This window comes from Methylophilus sp. Q8 (assembly GCF_000800115.1).
Taxonomy (GTDB): Bacteria; Pseudomonadota; Gammaproteobacteria; order Burkholderiales; family Methylophilaceae; genus Methylophilus.
Map to the genome: position 1 here is coordinate 922,950 of NZ_JUHE01000001.1, position 18,384 is coordinate 941,333.

Sequence of the window (18,384 nt, forward strand, 5' to 3'; positions counted from 1 at the left end):
GTAATTCGCGATTGTTCGCGCAGGGCCTAAGCTACTCGGGCAAAACAGACTTCTTGCGCAAGTCGAGATACACCGCGGACAGCAATCCTACCGGAATCACAAACCCGACCAGCAGCGGTACCAGGTCAACCAGCATATCGACAATACCGGTCTGGCTGGTCAATAAACTCCATGCCTTTGCCAGCAGAGGAATCACTGTAAACAATAAAGTGGGGATTAAAAACCAGATCGTACTGGTCGCCCCACGCTTCGCCAAACGTGCACATAGATAAGACACCACAGCCACAATCACCGCCGCCCCTGCGCCCCACACGGCGCCTGCCACAATGGTGATCCAGCTACCTACCTGGTAGAGCAATAAACAAATGATCGCGGTCAGAATCAGTTTCCGTTGGCTAGCCAATGACATAAAGCGCTTCTTTTGATTGAGTTAAAGCTAAGACAGGCTTTCATTATAAAGGTGCAGACGATGCCATGGCATTGCAGAAAAATGGGATTGCCCAAGCAATCCCGTGATACCCGCCACCTTAATTGGTCGTCGCTGGCGGTGCTGCTTCATATTCTGTCGGTTGCACAGGATTTCCGTGCGTCGTCCCGGCTTTTTCGTCTTTATTCCTCAGCACTTTGTTTTTGTGCCTTTTAATGGGTCGATCGGCCGAGCCCTTGTCCGTGCGTTGGGCCTGGTCTTTAACCTGAGGACTCTCCGAATTACCCAGGTTGCTAGCATCATTAGGCACTCCATCTTGACTGCTACCAATAGGCCCTTTGTCTGTTCGGCTTTGCTGCCGGTCGACTTGCGGGCTTTTAGACGTTCCTAATGTTGCACCGTCATCTTTGCTTTCAGCCGCATAAGAAGACGTGATTGAAATCACAGAAACCAACAATGCAATCAGTAATTTGTTCATTTTTTGTCCTTAAATAAAAAATGTGGTTTGGCATTTTTATTTAAAAGGGAATCATGAATCCTGCTTATCCGTGCTTTGCTTATTTTGCTGTAGGAAGAGCGCGCCTTAGCAAGTGCCTCAGTCCTTTCAGCAATACCCAGGCGAGCCCAATCACACTGATTAAAAACAGAATCGCCGGTATCGGCAATACCGCAGGTGCATCTGGCTTGCGCGCCGGCCCCACCTTCAGCTGTTCAGGCAATGGATTTGGCGTGACCGGGATAATTTGCCACTGGCTTCTGTCCGCCGGAGCTTGTTGCAAATATTGCGCAAAGCTATACACAGGTGCCAACCCATATGCCCGACTGGATGGAATTTGCGGGATACGTACAAAATAAATAGCTTCAAGCTGCCCTGGCATAGCTTGCATAGCACCAGAGCGCAAGGTTGATTGATTGGCCGTTTGGGCGATTTTAAGCAAATCGTTGCCTATCGCATCAAACGCCACGGCTGGAAATAGCCTGGTCATTTCTGTGTTGAGATAATCATAAATGGCACGGCCTTTTTGCAAGCTGCGCTCAGTCGCCGCCACATACCAGTAAGCGGCGCTGGCTTTGAGCAGGCTTTCGGCACCACGTTTTGGCACTTGCCAGCCCAACTGACGCAGCGCATCAATGCTGATGCCAGCGCAGTTTTCCAACGCGTGGTCATAGACAAAGTCGTTGCGGTAAAAATGCTCGAACACCCGGTTATTCAGTGCTTGCACCTGTTTGGGAATCTCCGGCTGGCTAAACACCGCCACCAGCATATAAGACGGGCGGTAAAATGCCTGGCCGCTATTGAGGTCGCCCATGTATTTATCAAACGGCGTCACGCCGGCAATGATGCCCTTCTCACTATTGCTGGCCAGGTTGTAATAATTGTTCACCAACCATGAGGCATAATCACCGTCAGCACCCACAACGCCAGTGGCCAGCGCAAAATGCCCACCATGCGCTTCATCGTCATCTCCTTGCGCACCATTGAGTAAAATACCAAGGGCGGCTTTGCCGGGCGACTGTTGCGCTGCGCCGGGTGACTTCTCCCATAACAAGCGGCTTTGGTAAGGGCTGCGTGCGCCACCATTGGCAAACTGTACCAGTGATTGCAGGCTTTCTCCTGACTGCAAAGGCTGTGTACCAGCAGTGAGATTGAGTTTAAAGGGTTGCGGCCAGACGGTGCGTGCCACCAGCGTTTTTCCCTCCAACTCACCACGGATCGACAGTGGCTTTTGGCTGAGATAGCGGCTGGTTTCGGCGTTCCAATAAGAACGATTACTGACGATCTTAGGCACCAATTTAAAACCAAATCGATCCCCTTGTACGCTAGTGACTGCAGTTACCTCAGCGTTTAAGGTCAGTGCCGACCAGTGCTGACTGGCGCCCGTCCACACCAAGGCGGGCAATGCATCCGGATTTAATGCCTGCGTATCTTCAACGCCACGTTTGCTGGCATCAAAGCTGACCACCGGCGCACCACTTTGCGGCAAGGCAAAAGTTTCATGACGAAAATACCATAAGGCTTGTGGTGACGCCTGGCATTGCTGGCAATCCCCCTCAACCGTTTGAAATTGGTTTTGTGTATATAAGCCCAATTGATCGCCTCCAGGCTCACTACAGGCAAGCGACGAAACCAAACCTAACCCCACGCCCACGATACGACGCATGCTTATCCTCTCAAGCCACACAGGTAAGCACGCACGGTATGCCAATATTCCGGCTGGCGAAAACACAGATAAATGGCGACCAGCACATTGACCGCTGCCGTGATGGCAAACAATTGCGGAATACTGATACCCATACCAAACAGCAACACCGAGAAACCAGCCGAAAGCACCATAAACAAGGCATTCATAATATTGTTAGCCGCAATCACGCGTGACTGATAGCCCGCTTCAGCGCGGCTTTGCAGCAATACATACAGTGGCACAATATAGAGGCCACCACTCACGCCAAGCAATGCCACATCGAGCAACATGCGCCAATAATCCATCCCGGCCAGTGCATGCAAAGTCAGTGCTGGATTGGCTAATAACTGTTGCTGAATACTGCTGGCAGTGTTGGCAAAATCCCAGGCGAATAATGACATGCCTGCCGCACCCAGCATGACCAGGCCCAACTCCTGTTTGCCCTTGGAGAGCTTTTCGCACCAGACCGAGCCCACACCCACGCCGACCGAGAAAATCGATAACAGGCTAATAAAGTCGCGCTCACTGCCCTGCAACACATTTTTCGCCAGGTTAGGAAACTGTGCCAGCAAGGTCGCACCAAAAAACCAGAACCAGGAGATGGCGACAATCGCCACCCACAACGTTTGCTGCGCCCAAAACGTGCGCACATTTTTGATGGTTTCGGTGATCGGGTTCCAGTTAATGGTGATTGCAGGCACAGGGGCCGGTGACAACGGAATGCCGCGGCTCAAGTGATAGCCAGAGATGGCTATCAGCAACACACTCAAACTGGTAAACAAGGCATGCTGCTCCAGACTACCTAACCAGGCACCCAATACTTGCCCCAGCAAAATAGCCACAAAGCTACCCATTTCAACCAGGCCATTACCGGCAGTAAGCTCCGTAGGCTGTAAATGCTGCGGCAAATAAGAGTATTTCACCGGGCCAAACAAGGTGGAATGCACGCCCATTAAAAATAGTGCCAGCGCTAGCATCAACAAGCTGCGACTTAAAAAGCCGATACTGGCAAACAGCATGATACAAATCTCCAGCACCTTCACCAGCCGGATAATCTGTGACTTTTCATATTTGTCCGCCAATTGCCCGGCCGAGGCTGAGAACAGGAAAAACGGTAAAATAAACAGGCCAGGCAACAAAGTGGCCAATGTTGCGCCATCTAATGTGGTCAGGCTGGACGTGTTAAAAGCCACCTGGGTAATCAATGCGGTTTTAAATACATTGTCATTAAACGCACCTAACCCTTGTGTCCAGAAAAAGGGGCCAAAGCGTTGCTGGCTGAGTAAGTTGAATGGATTGGTCATGCTGCTTGCTCCGCCATTTGTTTCAAAGTGACATAATCGGTTTTACCGGTACCCAATACCGGGATGTGCTCAACCACGATCAATTTACGTGCAATGGCAATTTCGGGCGAGCCCAGGTTTTTGGCGACAATTTGCAAGTCTTCGCGCTTCAGTTTGGCATCGGTGGTGAAGAGCACAATGCTTTCGCCACGGCTGGCATCTGCCACGGTAGTAGCTGCATGCTGCTGCTCGGGTGCAGCGGTGTTGGCAATCTTTTCAACGACTTCCAGTGAGACCATCTCACCAGCCACTTTGGCAAAACGCTTCACCCGACCTTTGATATGGATAAAGCCTTCAGCATCCACTTCAACGACATCGCCCGTTTCATACCAGCCATCTTTCGGCGCGACCAGCACGCCCGGATTGTCGTACAAATAGTAGCCTTGCATGATGTTGTCGCCTTTCACCGTCAGCAAGCCGCCTTTTTCTATGCCGGGCACCGGGCTAAGTTTGTATTGAATCCCAGGAAAGAATTGGCCGACACTGCCGTTGCGGTTGGCCATGGGCGTATTGGCAGCGACCACGGGCGCGCATTCGGTGGTGCCATAACCTTCAAGAATGCGGATGCCAAATTTTTCATGATAAATCTTGCGTACTTCTTCGTTGAGCTTTTCTGCCCCGGCAAACACCACGCGCAATTTATAAAAGTCATACGGGTGCGCATATTTGGCATAGTTGCCCAAAAAGGTGCTGGTGGAGAAAAACACCGTGCACCCTTTGTCGTAAATCACTTCCGGGATCAATTTATATTGCAGTGGTGATGGAAACAGCAACAGTGGGATGCCGTTGAGTAAAGGCAGCAGCGCACCGGTAAAACCAAAGGCGTGAAACAGCGGCAAGGCCATCATGAATTTATCAGCCGGGCTGAAGTCCAGTGTCGCCAGGATCTGGTGCGTGTTGGCCAAAATACTTTTATGGCTATGCACCACCCCCTTGGGTTTACCCTCAGAACCGGAGGTAAATAAAATCACCGCCGTATCCTCGGCAGTCACAGGTTCCATCGCCGCGCGCGGGTAAAGCAAGGCGTAACCCATGAGCCAGGCGCGATCCAACATGCCAAACTGGCCACGCAGGTCTTCAAGGTAGACAATATTCAAATCGCTCATTTGGGCGACCGTTTCTTCCAGCTTGGCCGCTTCAATAAACTTGCGCGAACTGATGACCGTTCGGATATTGGCGGCGATACAGGCATTGCGCATGCCATCCGCACCAGCCGTGTAGTTAAGCATGGCAGGGATTCTTTTAAAGGCACTCATCCCCAGCACCAGCGCCAACGTGTTGGTGATATTAGGCATCAACACCCCGACCGCTTCGCCAGGCTGGCTCACCTTGGTGGCAATGCGACCCAGCGCCAGGCTACGCTTGAGCACCTCCTGATAGGTGTCCTCAATCTGGTTCATATCCTCGATGATGCGTGTCTTGGCACCGTATTTATCCATGGTGTCGAGAAAAGCTTCAAACAGGCTTTTACTTTGCTGGGTTTTAAACAGCATATGCTGCATGATGCTGCGCATGGCTTCACCGGCAATGCGGCGGCGCTGCTTGGCCGTGAGTGGCGCATGATGCCCGTGTTGCTCAATACGGATTTCCGTCGGCGGCAAAATTTTCAGGGTCACGCGTGGTAATAACTTGCGCGGATGCACATCCGACAAACGGCCAAAATACGACTGGGCGGCACCTTCGACGCGCACCGGCAGGATTTTGACGCCTGTTTTAGCCGCCACAAAACCGGGGCCGTCATACACCTTCATCAAGGCGCCCGTCAGGGTAATCCTGCCCTCAGGAAAGATCACTACGTTTTCGCCCGCATTCAGGCGCTGTACCACTTTCTTCATCGCCAGAGGGCTGGCCGGATCAACAGACAAATGTGGCGTCAGCTTTAACCACCAGCGGAAAAAAATATTCTTCAACACGCCGGTATGCACGACAAAGGTCGCGCGCTTGGGCAAAAACAAGCCCAGCAACAAACCATCCAGAAAAGACTCATGGTTGGCAATAATCAACAATCTGTCTTCCTGCGGCACATTCTCCAGCCCGGTGACACGCACTCGGAACAACAGACGACATACACCCCTTAATACACTGACCAACATGGTTTGCTCCCGGTTAAATTCTTTTTATATTTCGTCTTTAATATAGTCCAGCACGTTTTGCAGTGCCTGCTGCATGAATGGCTGATTGACCCAAAAATAAACTTCGCGGCCGATCTTTTCACTCTGCAAGGCACCGCCTCGTTCGAGTACTTTTAAATGATGTGTCACTGCGGTACGACTCAACTGCGAGCCCTCCACAATTTGCAGAATGGTGAGCCGCTCGTTTTTTTCGAACGATAGCAAAATCCGTTGCCGATGGGCATCACCCAATGCAACAAATAGCTCGGAAATGGCATTCCAGGGTTCTGGAACTTGGGTCACTGTTTTCATATAACTAAATAATTAGTTATTTAGTTTGTTTTGTCAAGCACCATCATACAATCCTGTCCTGGCCATGGACTAGTCTGCGCTTCACCAAAGCATCATCCAACGTTGATGCGCGCCCTATTACACTGCAATGCCGCATGTAAAGGAGTGGTTGAGATGTTACGCCTGTCAGTATTGTCCTGTTTGCTTGCCTGCCTGCCGTTGGCGAGTCACGCCAGTGCAGAAATCAGCCTAGCAAGCACGAGTTGCTCCGGCGACCTGTCGCTGTCAGCAGGCGGTGGGATCTCATTAGCCTGTACTGGGGACCTAAGCCTGGATGGTGGGTGGCTAAAGTCTGACAGTCTGATATCACTGTTCGCAGGTGGAGACCTGACACTGAACAACCTCAGCCTGTACGCGCAGGAAATCAGTTTATCAAACCTGACCGGCAACTTGACCATTGGCAGCAACGTACTATTCGACATCACGCACACAGCAGTGCTCACCAGTGGCGCCACGCCCTTAGACATTTGGTCGCCGCGCCCGGTGATTGCGTGGCAGGCATTTAATATAGGCTTGAATTCAAGTGTCGTTTTCAACATGGGAACAGCCAGTTCAAGCGTCATAAACCGTATCACGGGATATAGTCCAAATTTGGCAGGCAGCCTAGTAGTCACAACCGCACAAAGCCTGCTATTAGCCAATGCATCGCGCCTCACGCCTATTAATAGCGCAGGCATCAATGTGTCTGCGGTGCCTGAGCCTGATGGCTATATGATGATACTGGCTGGCCTGGGAGTCATGGCTTGCAGACGCAAAAACAAACAAACCTCAAACAATTAGCCAGCGATAGGTGAAAGATGGGTTTTCAGCAGACTGAGCATGGCGACATCGCCAGACTGGTCTGCGCTGAATGCGGTCAAACCGGATGCACGCGCCTGCTCGGCAATGCGGGCATGGTTGACGAATAAAGGAGTGGCTTTTAACCAGTCGCCATCACCAGCCAGCGCCAGTAAAAAACGCAAGGCTTCGGTACTGGTGACAACAATGCCATGTAATTGGCCTTGAGCATAAGCTTGCTGCAATCGTTGGGCGCTGCTTTGCGGATTCACGCGGCGATAGCATTCACCAAACACCACTTCAGCGCCGCGCTGCTTCAGGGTATCCGCCAGCAATTCACGCCCACCGACGCCACGCACAATCAGCACCCGCTGCCCTTGCATGTACTGCAACTCAGGCAGCGCCAGCAAAGCTTCGCTATCGAAGCGCTCACTTGGTGTCAGTACCTCTGCAACACCATAGCTTTGCAAACTGGCAGCGGTGGTTGGGCCGATAGCAGCAAATTTGAGCGATGGCGAAATACCTGCCTGTTGCAGCAAAGGCATGCCATGCTGCACGGCATTTGTACTGATAAACACAGCCCAATCAAACTGGCTAAGCGGCGTGACCGCCGCATTAAACGCGGTCAGATCTTCCAAGCCTTTGATATCAAGCAAGGGAAAAGAAATGACTGCACCGCCTGCACCGATGATCGCCGCAGTGAGCTTGGTGGCTTGCTCGGGTGGACGCGTCACCGCGATATGCACCCCAGCCAAGGAGAGTGTCATTTGACGCCGTCCAGTGTGGCCAGGATTTTATCGGCACCGCGTGAGACCAGTTGCAGCGCCAATTGCTGGCCGAGTTTTTCTGCATCTGCCGCATTGCCGGTCACGGTTTCCTTCAGCATTTGCTTGCCATCGACGCTGGCGACAAACCCTTGCATGGTGATGGTGTCGCCCTGCTTGGTGGCATAAGCGCCCAGTGGCACGGTGCAGCTACCTGCCAATGCGCGGCTAAAGCCACGCTCGGCCAGCACGCACAACTCAGTGTCTTGGTGGTTTAGCGGCGCCAGAATGGCTCTCAAATCAGTGCGTGCAGCATTGATTTCTATGCCTAAGGCACCTTGGCCGACGGCAGGAATACTGTCTGCCGGATCGATAAAACCTTTGATGCGGTCACCTAACTCCAGGCGGATCAGCCCGGCCGCCGCCAGAATAATCGCCGCATATTGGCCTTCATCCAGTTTACGTAAGCGGGTTTGCACATTGCCACGCAAAGATTCGATTTTGAGCGTAGGGAAACGCGCCTGTATCTGGCTTTGACGGCGTAGGCTTGAGGTCCCCACCACGCTGCCATCAGGCAGTTCTTCCAGGCTGGCATAGTCGTTAGAGACAAACGCATCGCGCGGATCTTCACGCTCACCGGTGGCGGTCAGCATAAAGCCCTCGGGCAAATGCATGGGCACATCTTTCATACTGTGCACAGCCAGATCCGCACGGCCATCGGCCAATGCATTTTCAAGCTCTTTGACGAATAAACCCTTGCCACCGATACGCGACAACGGGGAATCCAGAATCTGGTCGCCGGTGGTGGTCATGCCTAAAATGCTGACGTCACATTGTGGATATAAGGCCTGTAACCTGGCCTGGATATGCTTGGCCTGCCACATGGCGAGTGCGCTTTCGCGCGAGGCAATGACTAGCTTGGCTGGAGGATTAAATGTACTCACAACGATGTTACCTATGATGGATTTAGCGCGCTATTTTAACACGGCATCGGCAGACTTCTGCGCCCCTTACGTGCCAGGCTAAGACGCACCTTTACATGAACCTTTTGTTCGCCAAGGCAGTCGGATTGAGTTATGCTGATGCCTGCATAGCAACCCGAAGTGGCTAGAAAAGTCGCTATTCAATGATAAAAATGGAGGACTATCCATGCAATACCAACTTGAAATTTTTCTTTCTTCTCTCAATCAATTCTGGGTCGAATTGGTCCATTTTGTACCCAAATTACTCGCTGCCATGGTCATTCTGTTTTTTGGCTGGCTGGTCGCCAAAGCAGTCAGATTAGGCGTAAAACGCATTCTTGAAATTTCGCACTTTGATACTTTTGCGCAAAAATCCGGCCTCGAAGCCTTTATGCGTAGCGCCAACTATAAAGTTACCTTAAGTGGCATTATCAGCCAGGTCGTCTATTGGCTGGTGATCTTGCTGTTTGTCATCACCGGTGCCAATTCACTGGGCCTGACAGAAGTCGCTTCATTGCTCAAAGAGCTGGCCAGCTACCTGCCGCATATTATCGTGGCGATCCTGGTGGTGATTTTCGGTACCTTGTTTGCCCGCTTTATCAACCGCCTGGTGTTTGCCTGGCTGCATAGCATCAAGTTTGAGCAAGCGCTGATCATCAGTACTTCAGCTGAATATTGCATCCAGATCCTGGCGATTTTCATTGCCCTGGAACAACTTGGCATTGGCATGCAATTGATACATTCACTGTTTGTGATTGTATTTGGTGCCGTGTTCCTAGCGCTGGCGATTGCCTTTGGCCTCGGTGGCCGCGATTGGGCTGCCAAGGTCATTGATCAGGCGCAGAAGAAGAAATAATGCAAAAAGGCCACCGTCAGGCGGCCTTAATCACACTTTGGTGACGTCGGCTAACAAGCAATGTCTCCGGAATGCCCTTGATTAATACCACCCACGTCGTTTCTCCAGCCTCTTCGCCTTGCGAAATCCGTTGCTTTTCAAACCCGCTGATGGCCGCACGTGCAACCAGTGCATTGCGGTGTATGCGCACAAACTGCGCCGCATAGATTTGCTCCAGCTGGTTCAATGAGGTTTCGAGCAAGTAACTTTTGTCACGCGTGCGTACCGTCACATACTTCAACTCAGCCCGCAAATAGAGCACGTCTGCGATGGGCACCAGCAACACTTTGCCACGCTCGTGGATGCTCAGGTGGTCGTACGTTTCCTGCAGCGGCTGCAAAGCTTGTGACTGCGCGGCTTGAAGTGGCTGCGCTTTGGCTAGGGCGGCGGCCAGGCGCTCACTGCGTATCGGTTTGAGCAAATAATCAATGGCATTGAGCTCAAATGCCTGCACGGCATAATGGTCATAAGCCGTGGTAAAGATGAGCTTGGGCGGCTGGGGCAAACCACGCAGGTGTTGCGCCAGCTCAATGCCATCCATCATCGGCATACGGATATCCACCAGCACAATATCTACCGATGTCTCTTGCAGCATGCTGATTGCCTCGACGCCATTGGCGGCCTCTCCTGCTACCTCATAGCCACCGACATCCCCCACTAAATCACGTAGCCGCTGCCTGGCCAGTGGCTCATCATCAACGATTAGCAAACGCTGACTAGCCATGCATCACCTCGGACAACGGCCGTGTTGGAATCACGATTTCGACGATATAACGCTGATCTGCTTCGTATTGGCGCAACTGTGCTTCCAGGTCGTAGTGCAAACGCAAGCGCTCACGGATATTTTTGAGCGCCATTTTATTGCCGCCAGATTTATCACTACGGGGCGGCAAAGGATTACTGATACGTAACAGCAAACTCTTGCCGCTAGGCTTGATTTCAATATGCACCACTCCGCCTTGTGACTGCGGCTCTATACCGTGATAGACGGCGTTCTCGAGCAAAGGCTGCAAAATCAGTGGCGGAATCATGACTTCCGGTGGAATATCCTCTAATTGCCAGTCGCATTGCAGCCGCTCATCCAGTCGCAGCTTTTCAATATTCAGATATTGCTGGCACAAGGTGATTTCTTGCGACAAAGGCACCAGGTCACGGTTATCCGCCATCAGCACACGAAACAGCTCGGCCATATCTTCCAGCGCAGTCTCCGCGCGTTGCGGCTGGCTACGGATCAAAGATAGTGCAGCATTCAGGCTATTGAACAGGAAATGGGGGCGGATACGTGCCTGCAAAGCCTGCAAACGGGCCTCGGCAATGGCGGGCGAATAAGCCCGCTGTAACAGATCGAGATAATATAAACACACCAGCACATCGGCCACACACAGCAGCATCACCTGCCAATATTGTGCGGATGTGAATGGCAAGATCCAGCGCTGGTATCCATAGGCAGACAAAGCGGTGATGCCTATCGCCAGCAAAAAAATCACCAGCAATGCCAAGCGGTAAGGCCAGCGGTTGATCACAGGATACGCCAACGTGAGGGCGCCCATCACCAGCAGCAGTGGCGGCAACCACTGGCTGCCAATCTGCGCCAGGTCATTTAGCCATGACGATACGCTCCAGCCGGACTGGCCGTCATAGACCGTGAGCAATGCCAGCAAACACAGATGCAGCAACAGTACACGTAAGTGTATGCCCAGATTGCGGAAATTCGGGATGCGGCTACTTTTACGCACGGCGTGATGTTCGTTTATAATGTCGTGCCAGCATCATAAGTATTAAGTGCCACGGGCGCAAGCCGCGACCAGTGGGCAATTTTCAAGGTTTAATTTGAAGGTGCAAATTTTGGCAGAAAGAATTTTGCTTTGACAACTCAGCAACCCAACACACAATCTTCACTACACCAAAAAGACCAGGCCTGGTCTGGCCGCTTTAACGAACCAGTCGCCGAACTGGTCAAACGCTATACCGCCTCCGTCGATTTCGACAAACGCCTGGCTGCATTCGACATTCAAGGCTCGATTGCCCACGCCACCATGCTGGGCACGCAAGGCATTATTTCGGCGCAAGATGTAGAAGATATCAAACGTGGATTGGGTGAGATTCTGGCGGAGATCGAAGCCGGTCAATTTACATGGCTGCTCGACCTGGAAGACGTGCACCTCAACATTGAAAGACGCCTGACCGAGAAGATCGGCGATGCTGGCAAACGCCTGCATACCGGCCGTTCACGTAACGACCAGGTCGCGACTGATGTGCGCCTGTGGCTGCGCAGTGTGGTCGACGACGCCATCGCCGGTATCCGCGCGCTGCAAACCTCGTTGCTGGATTTGGCCGAACAACATGCCGCCACCATCATGCCAGGCTTTACCCACTTGCAAGTGGCGCAGCCAGTGACCTTTGGTCACCACCTGATGGCCTATTTTGAAATGCTCAATCGCGATGCAGAGCGTTTTGCTGATGCGCGCAAACGCATCAATCGTCTGCCATTGGGCGCTGCCGCACTGGCGGGCACCAGCTACCCGATCAAACGTGAATTAGTAGCAGAATTATTAGGGTTCGACAGCGTCTGCCAGAACTCGCTGGATGCCGTCTCCGACCGTGACTTTGCCATTGAATTTAACGCAGCGGCCTCATTGCTGATGATGCATTTGTCGCGCTTCTCTGAAGAACTGATTTTATGGATGAGTCCAAGATTCGGCTTTATTGATATCGCTGACCGCTTCTGCACCGGCTCCTCCATCATGCCGCAAAAGAAAAACCCGGACGTACCAGAACTGGTGCGCGGTAAAACCGGCCGCGTCTATGGACATTTGATCGGCTTGCTGACCCTGATGAAAGGCCAGCCACTGGCTTATAACAAAGATAACCAGGAAGACAAAGAGCCGCTGTTTGATGTAGCCGACACCTTACTGGTGACCTTGCAGATTTATGCCGACATGCTGCGCGGCATCACTGTCAAAGCCGACAATATGCGCCAGGCGGCACTGGAAGGCTTTGCCACCGCCACCGACTTGGCCGATTACCTGGTGAAAAAAGGCATGCCGTTCCGTGATGCGCACGAAGTGGTCGCCCACGCCGTCAAAGCTGGCGTGGAATCAGGCCGCGACCTGGCCGAATTCAGCCTGGCTGAGTTACAAGTCTTCAGCAATACCATCAGCGACGACGTGTTTGAAGTACTCACCCTCGAAGGCTCTGTTGCCAGCCGTAACCACACCGGCGGCACCGCGCCCGAACAAGTGCGCCGCGCCATCGCCCAAGCCAGGCAGCAATTAGGACGCTGATGCCCCACCGCCATCATCCACCGAGTAAGTGCAAATCACACCCGGTAATGATGGGGCTGGTGTTAGCCATCAGCCTATTAGCGACCCAGCCCACGCAAGCAGCGCTTGGCATCGCTAACCCCAAGCACGAACAGGCCATGCTGTGGCCGCTGTTGCCGGGTGAAAGCGTCAACAGCCTGGCCGCCAAGCTTTACCCACAAAGCCCAGTGCTACAGCAGCGCTTTGTGCAGCAATCCATCACCCTCAGTCGGGGCCGCGGCATTCTGCTACGCCCGGATGAGCGCAGTGAAACCGCACAACTCATTGCCGTGCCCAATGCGCAAACCTTGCACACCCTCACCCACCGCATTAAAAAAGCCGATGAAGTCGATACTGAGGCGTTTGTCACACCTGGGTTGGTGATGAGTGTGCAACTCACACAAGCATCGCAACAAAACGCGACCGGGTGGCATTTGCCCAAACTGGGCCTGCCAGAAGGACGATCGCTAAAAGGGTATTCTTTTTCCGTGTCGAACTTGACCGGGCGAATTGCAGCCGCAAAGTCACATATTGTGGAAACCTATCAGGCCAATGCGCAGGCGATTGCGCGGACGCCAGTGAAGAGGCTTTATCAAACACCGCAATTGGCGGTGATTGTGGCGAGTGCGATCTTGTTACTGGTGTTGAGTTTGGTTTGGGGTGTTTTGGAAGAGTGGTAGTCTAAAAAGTAATTCTTATAGATACTCGTCACTTATGTTTTCGCCTTTCGGCGAGTCACTTTCTGATGCTTGCCCCTCAGAAAGTAACCAAAGAGGAGGGCACCCAGCCATCACGGCCTTCGGCTTCCTTGCGTTGCTCGGCCAAGGACTTTCGTCCGTACCGGACTCCAGGTGGGCGTCCATCGAAACTCGCCCTAGCGGCTTGCACACCCCGCAAGCCACCGCGGAACTCGAACAGCCGATGGCCGACATCCCCCACTTTGTCTCCGCTACTCAGCGTGATGGAATGGGATTTATCTCATCTAACCTGTATCACTTCAGTTTGGACGGTTCAAAAACCGGATTCTTTTACTAAAGTCTGAAAACAGTTGCGTTCATCTGGTGTTCGGGGTCCCCATCTGCCGCGCCGAGCAACGCAGGGTTGGCGGGAGTCTTCGGCCATCGGCTGTTTGAGCTCCGCAACAAGCCACGTTCTGTGTGGCTTGTCAGGGCGAGTTTCGATGGGCGCCCGGCAAACCGAGTAGCACAGGAAATAAGCGGAAGCTGGGGTGCATTTCTTTTGGTTACTTATTCTTTGTGCAAGCAAAGAAAAGTAACTCGCCTACATGGCGAAAAGCAACCGTCCAAACGCCCGCTAACACTAGGAGTTAAGGCAAAAACATCCCCAATAACTCATTCAAAAACCGTTGCCCTTTTAACGTCGGCGCAATCACGCCACTCGTTTGCGCCAACAATCCCCGCTGTTGTGCTTCCTGCAAAGTAGCTTGGATACTCCGTAACGGCAATCCCGTGCGCTGCTGAAACAAATCCGCTTCCACACCATCCACCAGCCGTAACGCATTCATCATAAATTCAAACGCCAAATCCTCGCGGCCAATCTGCCACTCACTATCGACCATCTGGCCTTTGGCCACACTCTCCAGATATTTCTTAGGATGCTTGTGTCGACTCTGGCGGATAATTTTGTCGTGAAAACTCAGTTTGGAATGCGCACCGGCGCCTATGCCCAAATAATCCCCAAAGGTCCAGTAGTTGAGGTTGTGCTGGCACTGCTGACCAGGCTGTGAAAAACCAGAAGTTTCATAATGTTGATACCCATGACTGGCAAGAACCCTCTCAATTTCCTCTTGCATGGTGGCGCTGGTATCGTCATCCGGCAAGCTCGGTGGCGTACGGTGAAACGGTGTATTGGGCTCCAGCGTCAGGTGATAAAACGACAAATGCGCTGGTTTGAGTCGGCAAGCCGTTTCGGCATCTTTCAATGCATCTTCCAGGCTTTGCTCCGGCAAGGCATACATCACATCCAGATTCACCTGATCAAAGGTATTTAACGCCAACTCTGCCGCCGCCAATGCCTGCTCGCGGTCATGAATACGCCCAAGCGACTTGAGATATTGCGGCTGAAAACTCTGGATGCCCAGTGAAACCCGGTTCACACCTGCCTGGCGATAGCCTTGAAAATTAGCGACATCCACCGTGCCTGGGTTGGCCTCCAGAGTCACTTCAGCACCATACTCCAGCGGCGTCAGCATGCGCACATGGCTCAAAATCTTATCAATCGCCTCGGCTGAAAAAATGCTGGGCGTGCCACCACCAAAAAACACACTACGGATTTTTCGCCCCCACACCAATGGCGTGGCCTGCTCGAGGTCAGCAATCAATGCATCCACATAAGCAGTCTCTGGGATTTCCTGGCGAGCCTCATGCGAATTAAAGTCGCAATAAGGGCATTTGCGCACACACCAGGGAATATGGATATAAAGTGAAAGCGGTGGTGGATTAGTGAGGCCGCTGAGCGTGACATCACCTTGCAGAGGTGCTTCACTCAAACTATTGGCAGGGTAAATCGGGATCATGCTGACATTTTAACTCGGAACCTTCCCGTTGAAGTCTAACGATCCCTAGATCGGGGTTGATTAAATCATTTCTTCTAAAACTAACAAAAACGCATCCCCATACTTCTGCAATTTCGCCTGCCCTATCCCGCTAATTTGCCCCATTTCATCTAATGTCTGTGGCTTGCGGTTATGAATTTCCAGCAGCGTACTATCGTGAAAAATCACATACGGTGGTACGCCCTGCTCCCTTGCCAGTTCCAGCCGTTTGGCTTTAAGGGCTTGCCAAAGCGGGTCATCGTTGGCTCCGGCAAAGACTTCTTTGGCGCGGGCGCTGCGCTCGGCTTTGCTCATGCGTTTTTCGGGTTCGGCGTCGCGGCGTAGCCAGACTTCTTGCTCGCCCTTGAGCACAGGCCTTGCCGCTTCGGTCAGTTTTAAGCCACCATACGCAGCCATGTCAGCCTCAAGCATGCCAGCCGCAATCAATTGGCGATAGACACCACTCCATTGGGCTTGATTGAGGGTTTTGCCTATACCAAAGGTGCTGACTTTGTCATGGCCGAAGCGCTCGACTTGCGGCGTGAGTTTGCCGGTGAGCACGTCGATTAAGTGGCCGACACCGAACCTCTGACCAGTGCGGTAAACACAAGAAAGTGCCATTTGCGCGACTTGTGTAGCTTGCCAGGTTTCAACCGGGTGCAGGCAGTTGTCGCATTGCTCGCAAGCGCCGGGATGGCTTTCGCCAAAGTAGCGCAAAATAGCCTGGTGTCGACAGGCGGTGGATTCGCAGTAGCCGAGCAAGGCATCCAGTTTTAGGCGCTCAAGGCGTTTGCGCTCTTCGGAGGCTTCGCCGCTATCAAGCATTTGCCGCATAGAGACGACATCGCCCATGCCGTAGACCATCCAGGCATTGGCGGCTAAGCCATCGCGCCCGGCACGGCCAGTTTCCTGGTAATAGCCTTCCATACTTTTTGGCAGGTCCAAATGGGCGACAAAGCGCACGTTGGGTTTATCGATACCCATGCCAAATGCGATGGTCGCCACCATGATAATGCCTTCTTCACGCAAAAAGCGGCGCTGGTGTACCTCGCGTAATTGGGCGGGCAAGCCAGCATGATAAGGCAATGCAGACCAGCCTTTTTCGACCAGCCAGGCGGCGGTCTCTTCGACTTTTTTGCGCGATAAACAATAAATGATGCCAGCGTCGTTAGCGTGCTCACGCTCAAGAAAGGCCTGCAATTGCTGGCGCGCATTATTCTTGATACCGACGTGGTAGCGGATATTCGGCCGGTCAAAACTGGAGACAAACTGGGCGGCGTTTTCGAGGTTGAGCTGGCTGATGATTTCGGCGCGCGTGGGTGCATCGGCCGTGGCGGTGAGCGCAATACGTGGCACTTGCGGAAAGCGCTCATGCAGCACAGTAAGCTGGCGATATTCTGGCCTGAAATCATGCCCCCATTGCGACACGCAATGGGCTTCGTCGATGGCAAACAGCGCCAGGCCAACATGCTGGTGCACTTCGTCGAGCAGGCTTAAAAAACTGCCGACCATGAGCCGCTCTGGGGCAACGTACAGGAGTTTTATTTCACCTGCGAGCACTTGACGCGTAATGCGGCTATTGTCTTCTGCGCTTAAACTGGAATTCAAAAAGGCGGCGTTGACGCCTAATTGTTGCAAAGCCTCGACCTGGTCTTGCATGAGGGCGATTAGGGGCGAGACGACAATGGCCAGGCCTTCGCGTGCGAGGGCAGGAATCTGGTAACACAGCGATTTGCCGCCGCCCGTAGGCATCAGCACCAGCGCATCGCGCCCGTCGATCACATGCTCAACGATGGCTTGCTGCTGGTGACGGAACTGGTTGTAACCGAAAACGTCGTGGAGGATTTGCTGCGGTGAGAGACCTGCCATATTGGCAAGCCTATAGCTTGTTGTAAGGATTAACCAGCGTATCGACGAGCGCATGCAACGCAGCACGCATCTGCTCTTCGCTGACTTCCATCAGCAAACCGTCTTCCATGGCATCCTGGGCGATTTGCTTGAGTTCATCAAAGTTTTCGGCCATGACTTTGACCTTTTCGGTGCAGGAGACCACCGAACCGTCATCGCGTACCCATTTTGGCCATTCGTTTTTCATACACTGACTCTTTCCAAGGCTTGCAGCAATTTTACCAAAGCCTGACCGCGATGGCTCATGCGGCTTTTCACTTCCAGTGGTAATTCGGCAACCGTTTTACGGGTTTCAAGGTCCATAAATAACGGGTCATAGCCGAAGCCTTCCGTGCCGCGAAATTCGCGCAAAATTTCACCGCGCCACAGGCCATCGGCAATAATCGGCTGCGGATCTTGCGGTGAACGCACCAGCACCAGCACACTGTAAAAATACGCCTGGCGCTCGCTGATACGTGACAATACTGTGAGCAGTTTATCGTTGTTTCGTTCATCTTGCGTGAGCAGGCTATTGGCCGGTTGCGGCCCGGCATAGCGCGCCGAAATCACACCTGGCGCGCCTTGCAAAGCATCGACACACAGGCCGGAATCATCTGCCAGCGCAGGCAAGCCTGTGTGCTGACTGGCATGACGCGCTTTGGCCAAGGCATTTTCAATAAAGGTACCGTAGGGCTCGGGGCATTCCGGCACATTGAATTCGGATTGCGACACGATGTCGATATTCAGTGGCGCCAGCACATGCGCAATCTCGCGGATTTTGCCTTTATTGCCAGAGGCAATGACCAGTTTATTAAATGGCAAGGCCAT

The 18,384-nt window shown here is 52.7% G+C and carries 18 protein-coding genes; 4 read left to right on the forward strand and 14 right to left on the reverse strand.

Annotated features, from left to right (window positions below; all coding sequences use genetic code 11):
• Nucleotides 1–31: 31 nt before the first annotated feature.
• The 6 genes from GQ52_RS04520 to GQ52_RS04545 form a co-directional block, all read right to left on the reverse strand.
• On the reverse strand, nt 32–409 hold the full coding sequence (locus GQ52_RS04520; protein WP_019880843.1) for a hypothetical protein: 378 nt from the start codon (nt 407–409) through the stop codon (nt 32–34).
• 118 nt (nt 410–527) lie between these two features.
• Nucleotides 528–905 carry a hypothetical protein gene (locus GQ52_RS04525; RefSeq protein ID WP_047515527.1) on the reverse strand — a complete coding sequence of 126 codons (378 nt, stop codon included), beginning with the start codon at nt 903–905 and terminating at the stop codon, nt 528–530.
• 79 nt (nt 906–984) lie between these two features.
• Nucleotides 985–2,589 (reverse strand): hypothetical protein, encoded by a 1,605-nt coding sequence (locus GQ52_RS04530; RefSeq protein ID WP_047515529.1) that lies wholly within the window; start codon nt 2,587–2,589, stop codon nt 985–987.
• 2 nt (nt 2,590–2,591) lie between these two features.
• Nucleotides 2,592–3,914, reverse strand: a complete 1,323-nt coding sequence (locus tag GQ52_RS04535; protein WP_047515531.1) for an MFS transporter — start codon at nt 3,912–3,914, stop codon at nt 2,592–2,594.
• Nucleotides 3,911–6,046, reverse strand: coding sequence for a bifunctional acyl-ACP--phospholipid O-acyltransferase/long-chain-fatty-acid--ACP ligase (gene aas / locus GQ52_RS04540; RefSeq protein ID WP_047515533.1), 2,136 nt, complete (start codon nt 6,044–6,046; stop codon nt 3,911–3,913). The genes GQ52_RS04535 and aas overlap by 4 nt, the downstream gene beginning before the upstream one ends.
• A gap of 24 nt (nt 6,047–6,070) precedes the next feature.
• Nucleotides 6,071–6,376, reverse strand: a complete 306-nt coding sequence (locus GQ52_RS04545; protein ID WP_019880837.1) for a helix-turn-helix transcriptional regulator — start codon at nt 6,374–6,376, stop codon at nt 6,071–6,073.
• 153 nt (nt 6,377–6,529) lie between these two features.
• On the opposite strand from GQ52_RS04545, the gene GQ52_RS04550 reads away from it, so the two are divergent.
• Nucleotides 6,530–7,195, forward strand: a complete 666-nt coding sequence (locus GQ52_RS04550) for a filamentous hemagglutinin N-terminal domain-containing protein (protein WP_047515534.1) — start codon at nt 6,530–6,532, stop codon at nt 7,193–7,195.
• On the opposite strand, the gene GQ52_RS04555 is transcribed toward GQ52_RS04550, so the two are convergent.
• Together GQ52_RS04555 and hemC are read right to left on the reverse strand one after the other, a co-directional pair.
• Nucleotides 7,192–7,959 (reverse strand): uroporphyrinogen-III synthase, encoded by a 768-nt coding sequence (locus GQ52_RS04555; protein WP_047515536.1) that lies wholly within the window; start codon nt 7,957–7,959, stop codon nt 7,192–7,194. The two genes, GQ52_RS04550 and GQ52_RS04555, sit on opposite strands and share 4 nt — an antisense overlap.
• Nucleotides 7,956–8,900: a hydroxymethylbilane synthase gene (hemC, locus tag GQ52_RS04560; RefSeq protein WP_200884043.1), complete on the reverse strand. Its 945-nt coding sequence runs from the start codon at nt 8,898–8,900 to the stop codon at nt 7,956–7,958. The genes GQ52_RS04555 and hemC overlap by 4 nt, the downstream gene beginning before the upstream one ends.
• 205 nt (nt 8,901–9,105) lie before the next feature.
• Between hemC and GQ52_RS04565 the strand changes: the two genes are divergently transcribed.
• Nucleotides 9,106–9,774 (forward strand): hypothetical protein, encoded by a 669-nt coding sequence (locus GQ52_RS04565; RefSeq protein ID WP_047515540.1) that lies wholly within the window; start codon nt 9,106–9,108, stop codon nt 9,772–9,774.
• Between the two features lie 16 nt (nt 9,775–9,790).
• Here the strand turns inward: GQ52_RS04565 and GQ52_RS04570 are convergent, their stop codons facing one another.
• Nucleotides 9,791–10,537: a LytTR family DNA-binding domain-containing protein gene (locus tag GQ52_RS04570; RefSeq protein ID WP_047515544.1), complete on the reverse strand. Its 747-nt coding sequence runs from the start codon at nt 10,535–10,537 to the stop codon at nt 9,791–9,793.
• The gene (locus GQ52_RS04575; protein ID WP_019880831.1) at nt 10,530–11,549 is read right to left on the reverse strand and encodes a sensor histidine kinase; all 1,020 of its coding nucleotides are present in this window, start codon (nt 11,547–11,549) and stop codon (nt 10,530–10,532) included. Before GQ52_RS04575 ends, GQ52_RS04570 begins: the two co-directional genes overlap by 8 nt.
• Before the next feature lie 129 nt (nt 11,550–11,678).
• Between GQ52_RS04575 and argH the strand changes: the two genes are divergently transcribed.
• Entirely contained in the window at nt 11,679–13,097 is a 1,419-nt protein-coding gene (gene argH, locus GQ52_RS04580) for an argininosuccinate lyase (protein WP_047515546.1), read from the forward strand.
• Complete coding sequence (locus GQ52_RS04585; RefSeq protein ID WP_235272966.1) at nt 13,097–13,795, forward strand: hypothetical protein; 699 nt, start codon at nt 13,097–13,099, stop codon at nt 13,793–13,795. The genes argH and GQ52_RS04585 overlap by 1 nt, the downstream gene beginning before the upstream one ends.
• 647 nt (nt 13,796–14,442) lie before the next feature.
• On the opposite strand, the gene hemW is transcribed toward GQ52_RS04585, so the two are convergent.
• The 4 genes from hemW to rdgB are packed head-to-tail and all read right to left on the reverse strand — an operon-like array spanning nt 14,443 to nt 18,384.
• Entirely contained in the window at nt 14,443–15,651 is a 1,209-nt protein-coding gene (gene hemW, locus GQ52_RS04595) for a radical SAM family heme chaperone HemW (RefSeq protein ID WP_047515550.1), read from the reverse strand.
• A 60-nt stretch (nt 15,652–15,711) separates the two neighbouring features.
• The gene (gene recQ / locus GQ52_RS04600) at nt 15,712–17,538 is read right to left on the reverse strand and encodes a DNA helicase RecQ (protein WP_047515552.1); all 1,827 of its coding nucleotides are present in this window, start codon (nt 17,536–17,538) and stop codon (nt 15,712–15,714) included.
• 10 nt (nt 17,539–17,548) lie between these two features.
• Nucleotides 17,549–17,764, reverse strand: a complete 216-nt coding sequence (locus GQ52_RS04605; protein WP_019880825.1) for a hypothetical protein — start codon at nt 17,762–17,764, stop codon at nt 17,549–17,551.
• Entirely contained in the window at nt 17,761–18,384 is a 624-nt protein-coding gene (rdgB, locus tag GQ52_RS04610; protein ID WP_019880824.1) for an RdgB/HAM1 family non-canonical purine NTP pyrophosphatase, read from the reverse strand. Before rdgB ends, GQ52_RS04605 begins: the two co-directional genes overlap by 4 nt.

Coding starts and splice junctions, on each gene's coding strand:
- GQ52_RS04520 (WP_019880843.1), bottom strand. CDS start 409: ATGTCATTGGCTAGCCAACGGAAACTGATTCTGACCGCGATCATTTGT.
- GQ52_RS04525 (WP_047515527.1), bottom strand. CDS start 905: ATGAACAAATTACTGATTGCATTGTTGGTTTCTGTGATTTCAATCACG.
- GQ52_RS04530 (WP_047515529.1), bottom strand. CDS start 2,589: ATGCGTCGTATCGTGGGCGTGGGGTTAGGTTTGGTTTCGTCGCTTGCC.
- GQ52_RS04535 (WP_047515531.1), bottom strand. CDS start 3,914: ATGACCAATCCATTCAACTTACTCAGCCAGCAACGCTTTGGCCCCTTT.
- aas (WP_047515533.1), bottom strand. CDS start 6,046: ATGTTGGTCAGTGTATTAAGGGGTGTATGTCGTCTGTTGTTCCGAGTG.
- GQ52_RS04545 (WP_019880837.1), bottom strand. CDS start 6,376: ATGAAAACAGTGACCCAAGTTCCAGAACCCTGGAATGCCATTTCCGAG.
- GQ52_RS04550 (WP_047515534.1), top strand. CDS start 6,530: ATGTTACGCCTGTCAGTATTGTCCTGTTTGCTTGCCTGCCTGCCGTTG.
- GQ52_RS04555 (WP_047515536.1), bottom strand. CDS start 7,959: ATGACACTCTCCTTGGCTGGGGTGCATATCGCGGTGACGCGTCCACCC.
- GQ52_RS04565 (WP_047515540.1), top strand. CDS start 9,106: ATGCAATACCAACTTGAAATTTTTCTTTCTTCTCTCAATCAATTCTGG.
- GQ52_RS04570 (WP_047515544.1), bottom strand. CDS start 10,537: ATGGCTAGTCAGCGTTTGCTAATCGTTGATGATGAGCCACTGGCCAGG.
- GQ52_RS04585 (WP_235272966.1), top strand. CDS start 13,097: ATGCCCCACCGCCATCATCCACCGAGTAAGTGCAAATCACACCCGGTA.
- hemW (WP_047515550.1), bottom strand. CDS start 15,651: ATGATCCCGATTTACCCTGCCAATAGTTTGAGTGAAGCACCTCTGCAA.
- recQ (WP_047515552.1), bottom strand. CDS start 17,538: ATGGCAGGTCTCTCACCGCAGCAAATCCTCCACGACGTTTTCGGTTAC.
- GQ52_RS04605 (WP_019880825.1), bottom strand. CDS start 17,764: ATGAAAAACGAATGGCCAAAATGGGTACGCGATGACGGTTCGGTGGTC.
- rdgB (WP_019880824.1), bottom strand. CDS start 18,384: ATGGCCTTGCCATTTAATAAACTGGTCATTGCCTCTGGCAATAAAGGC.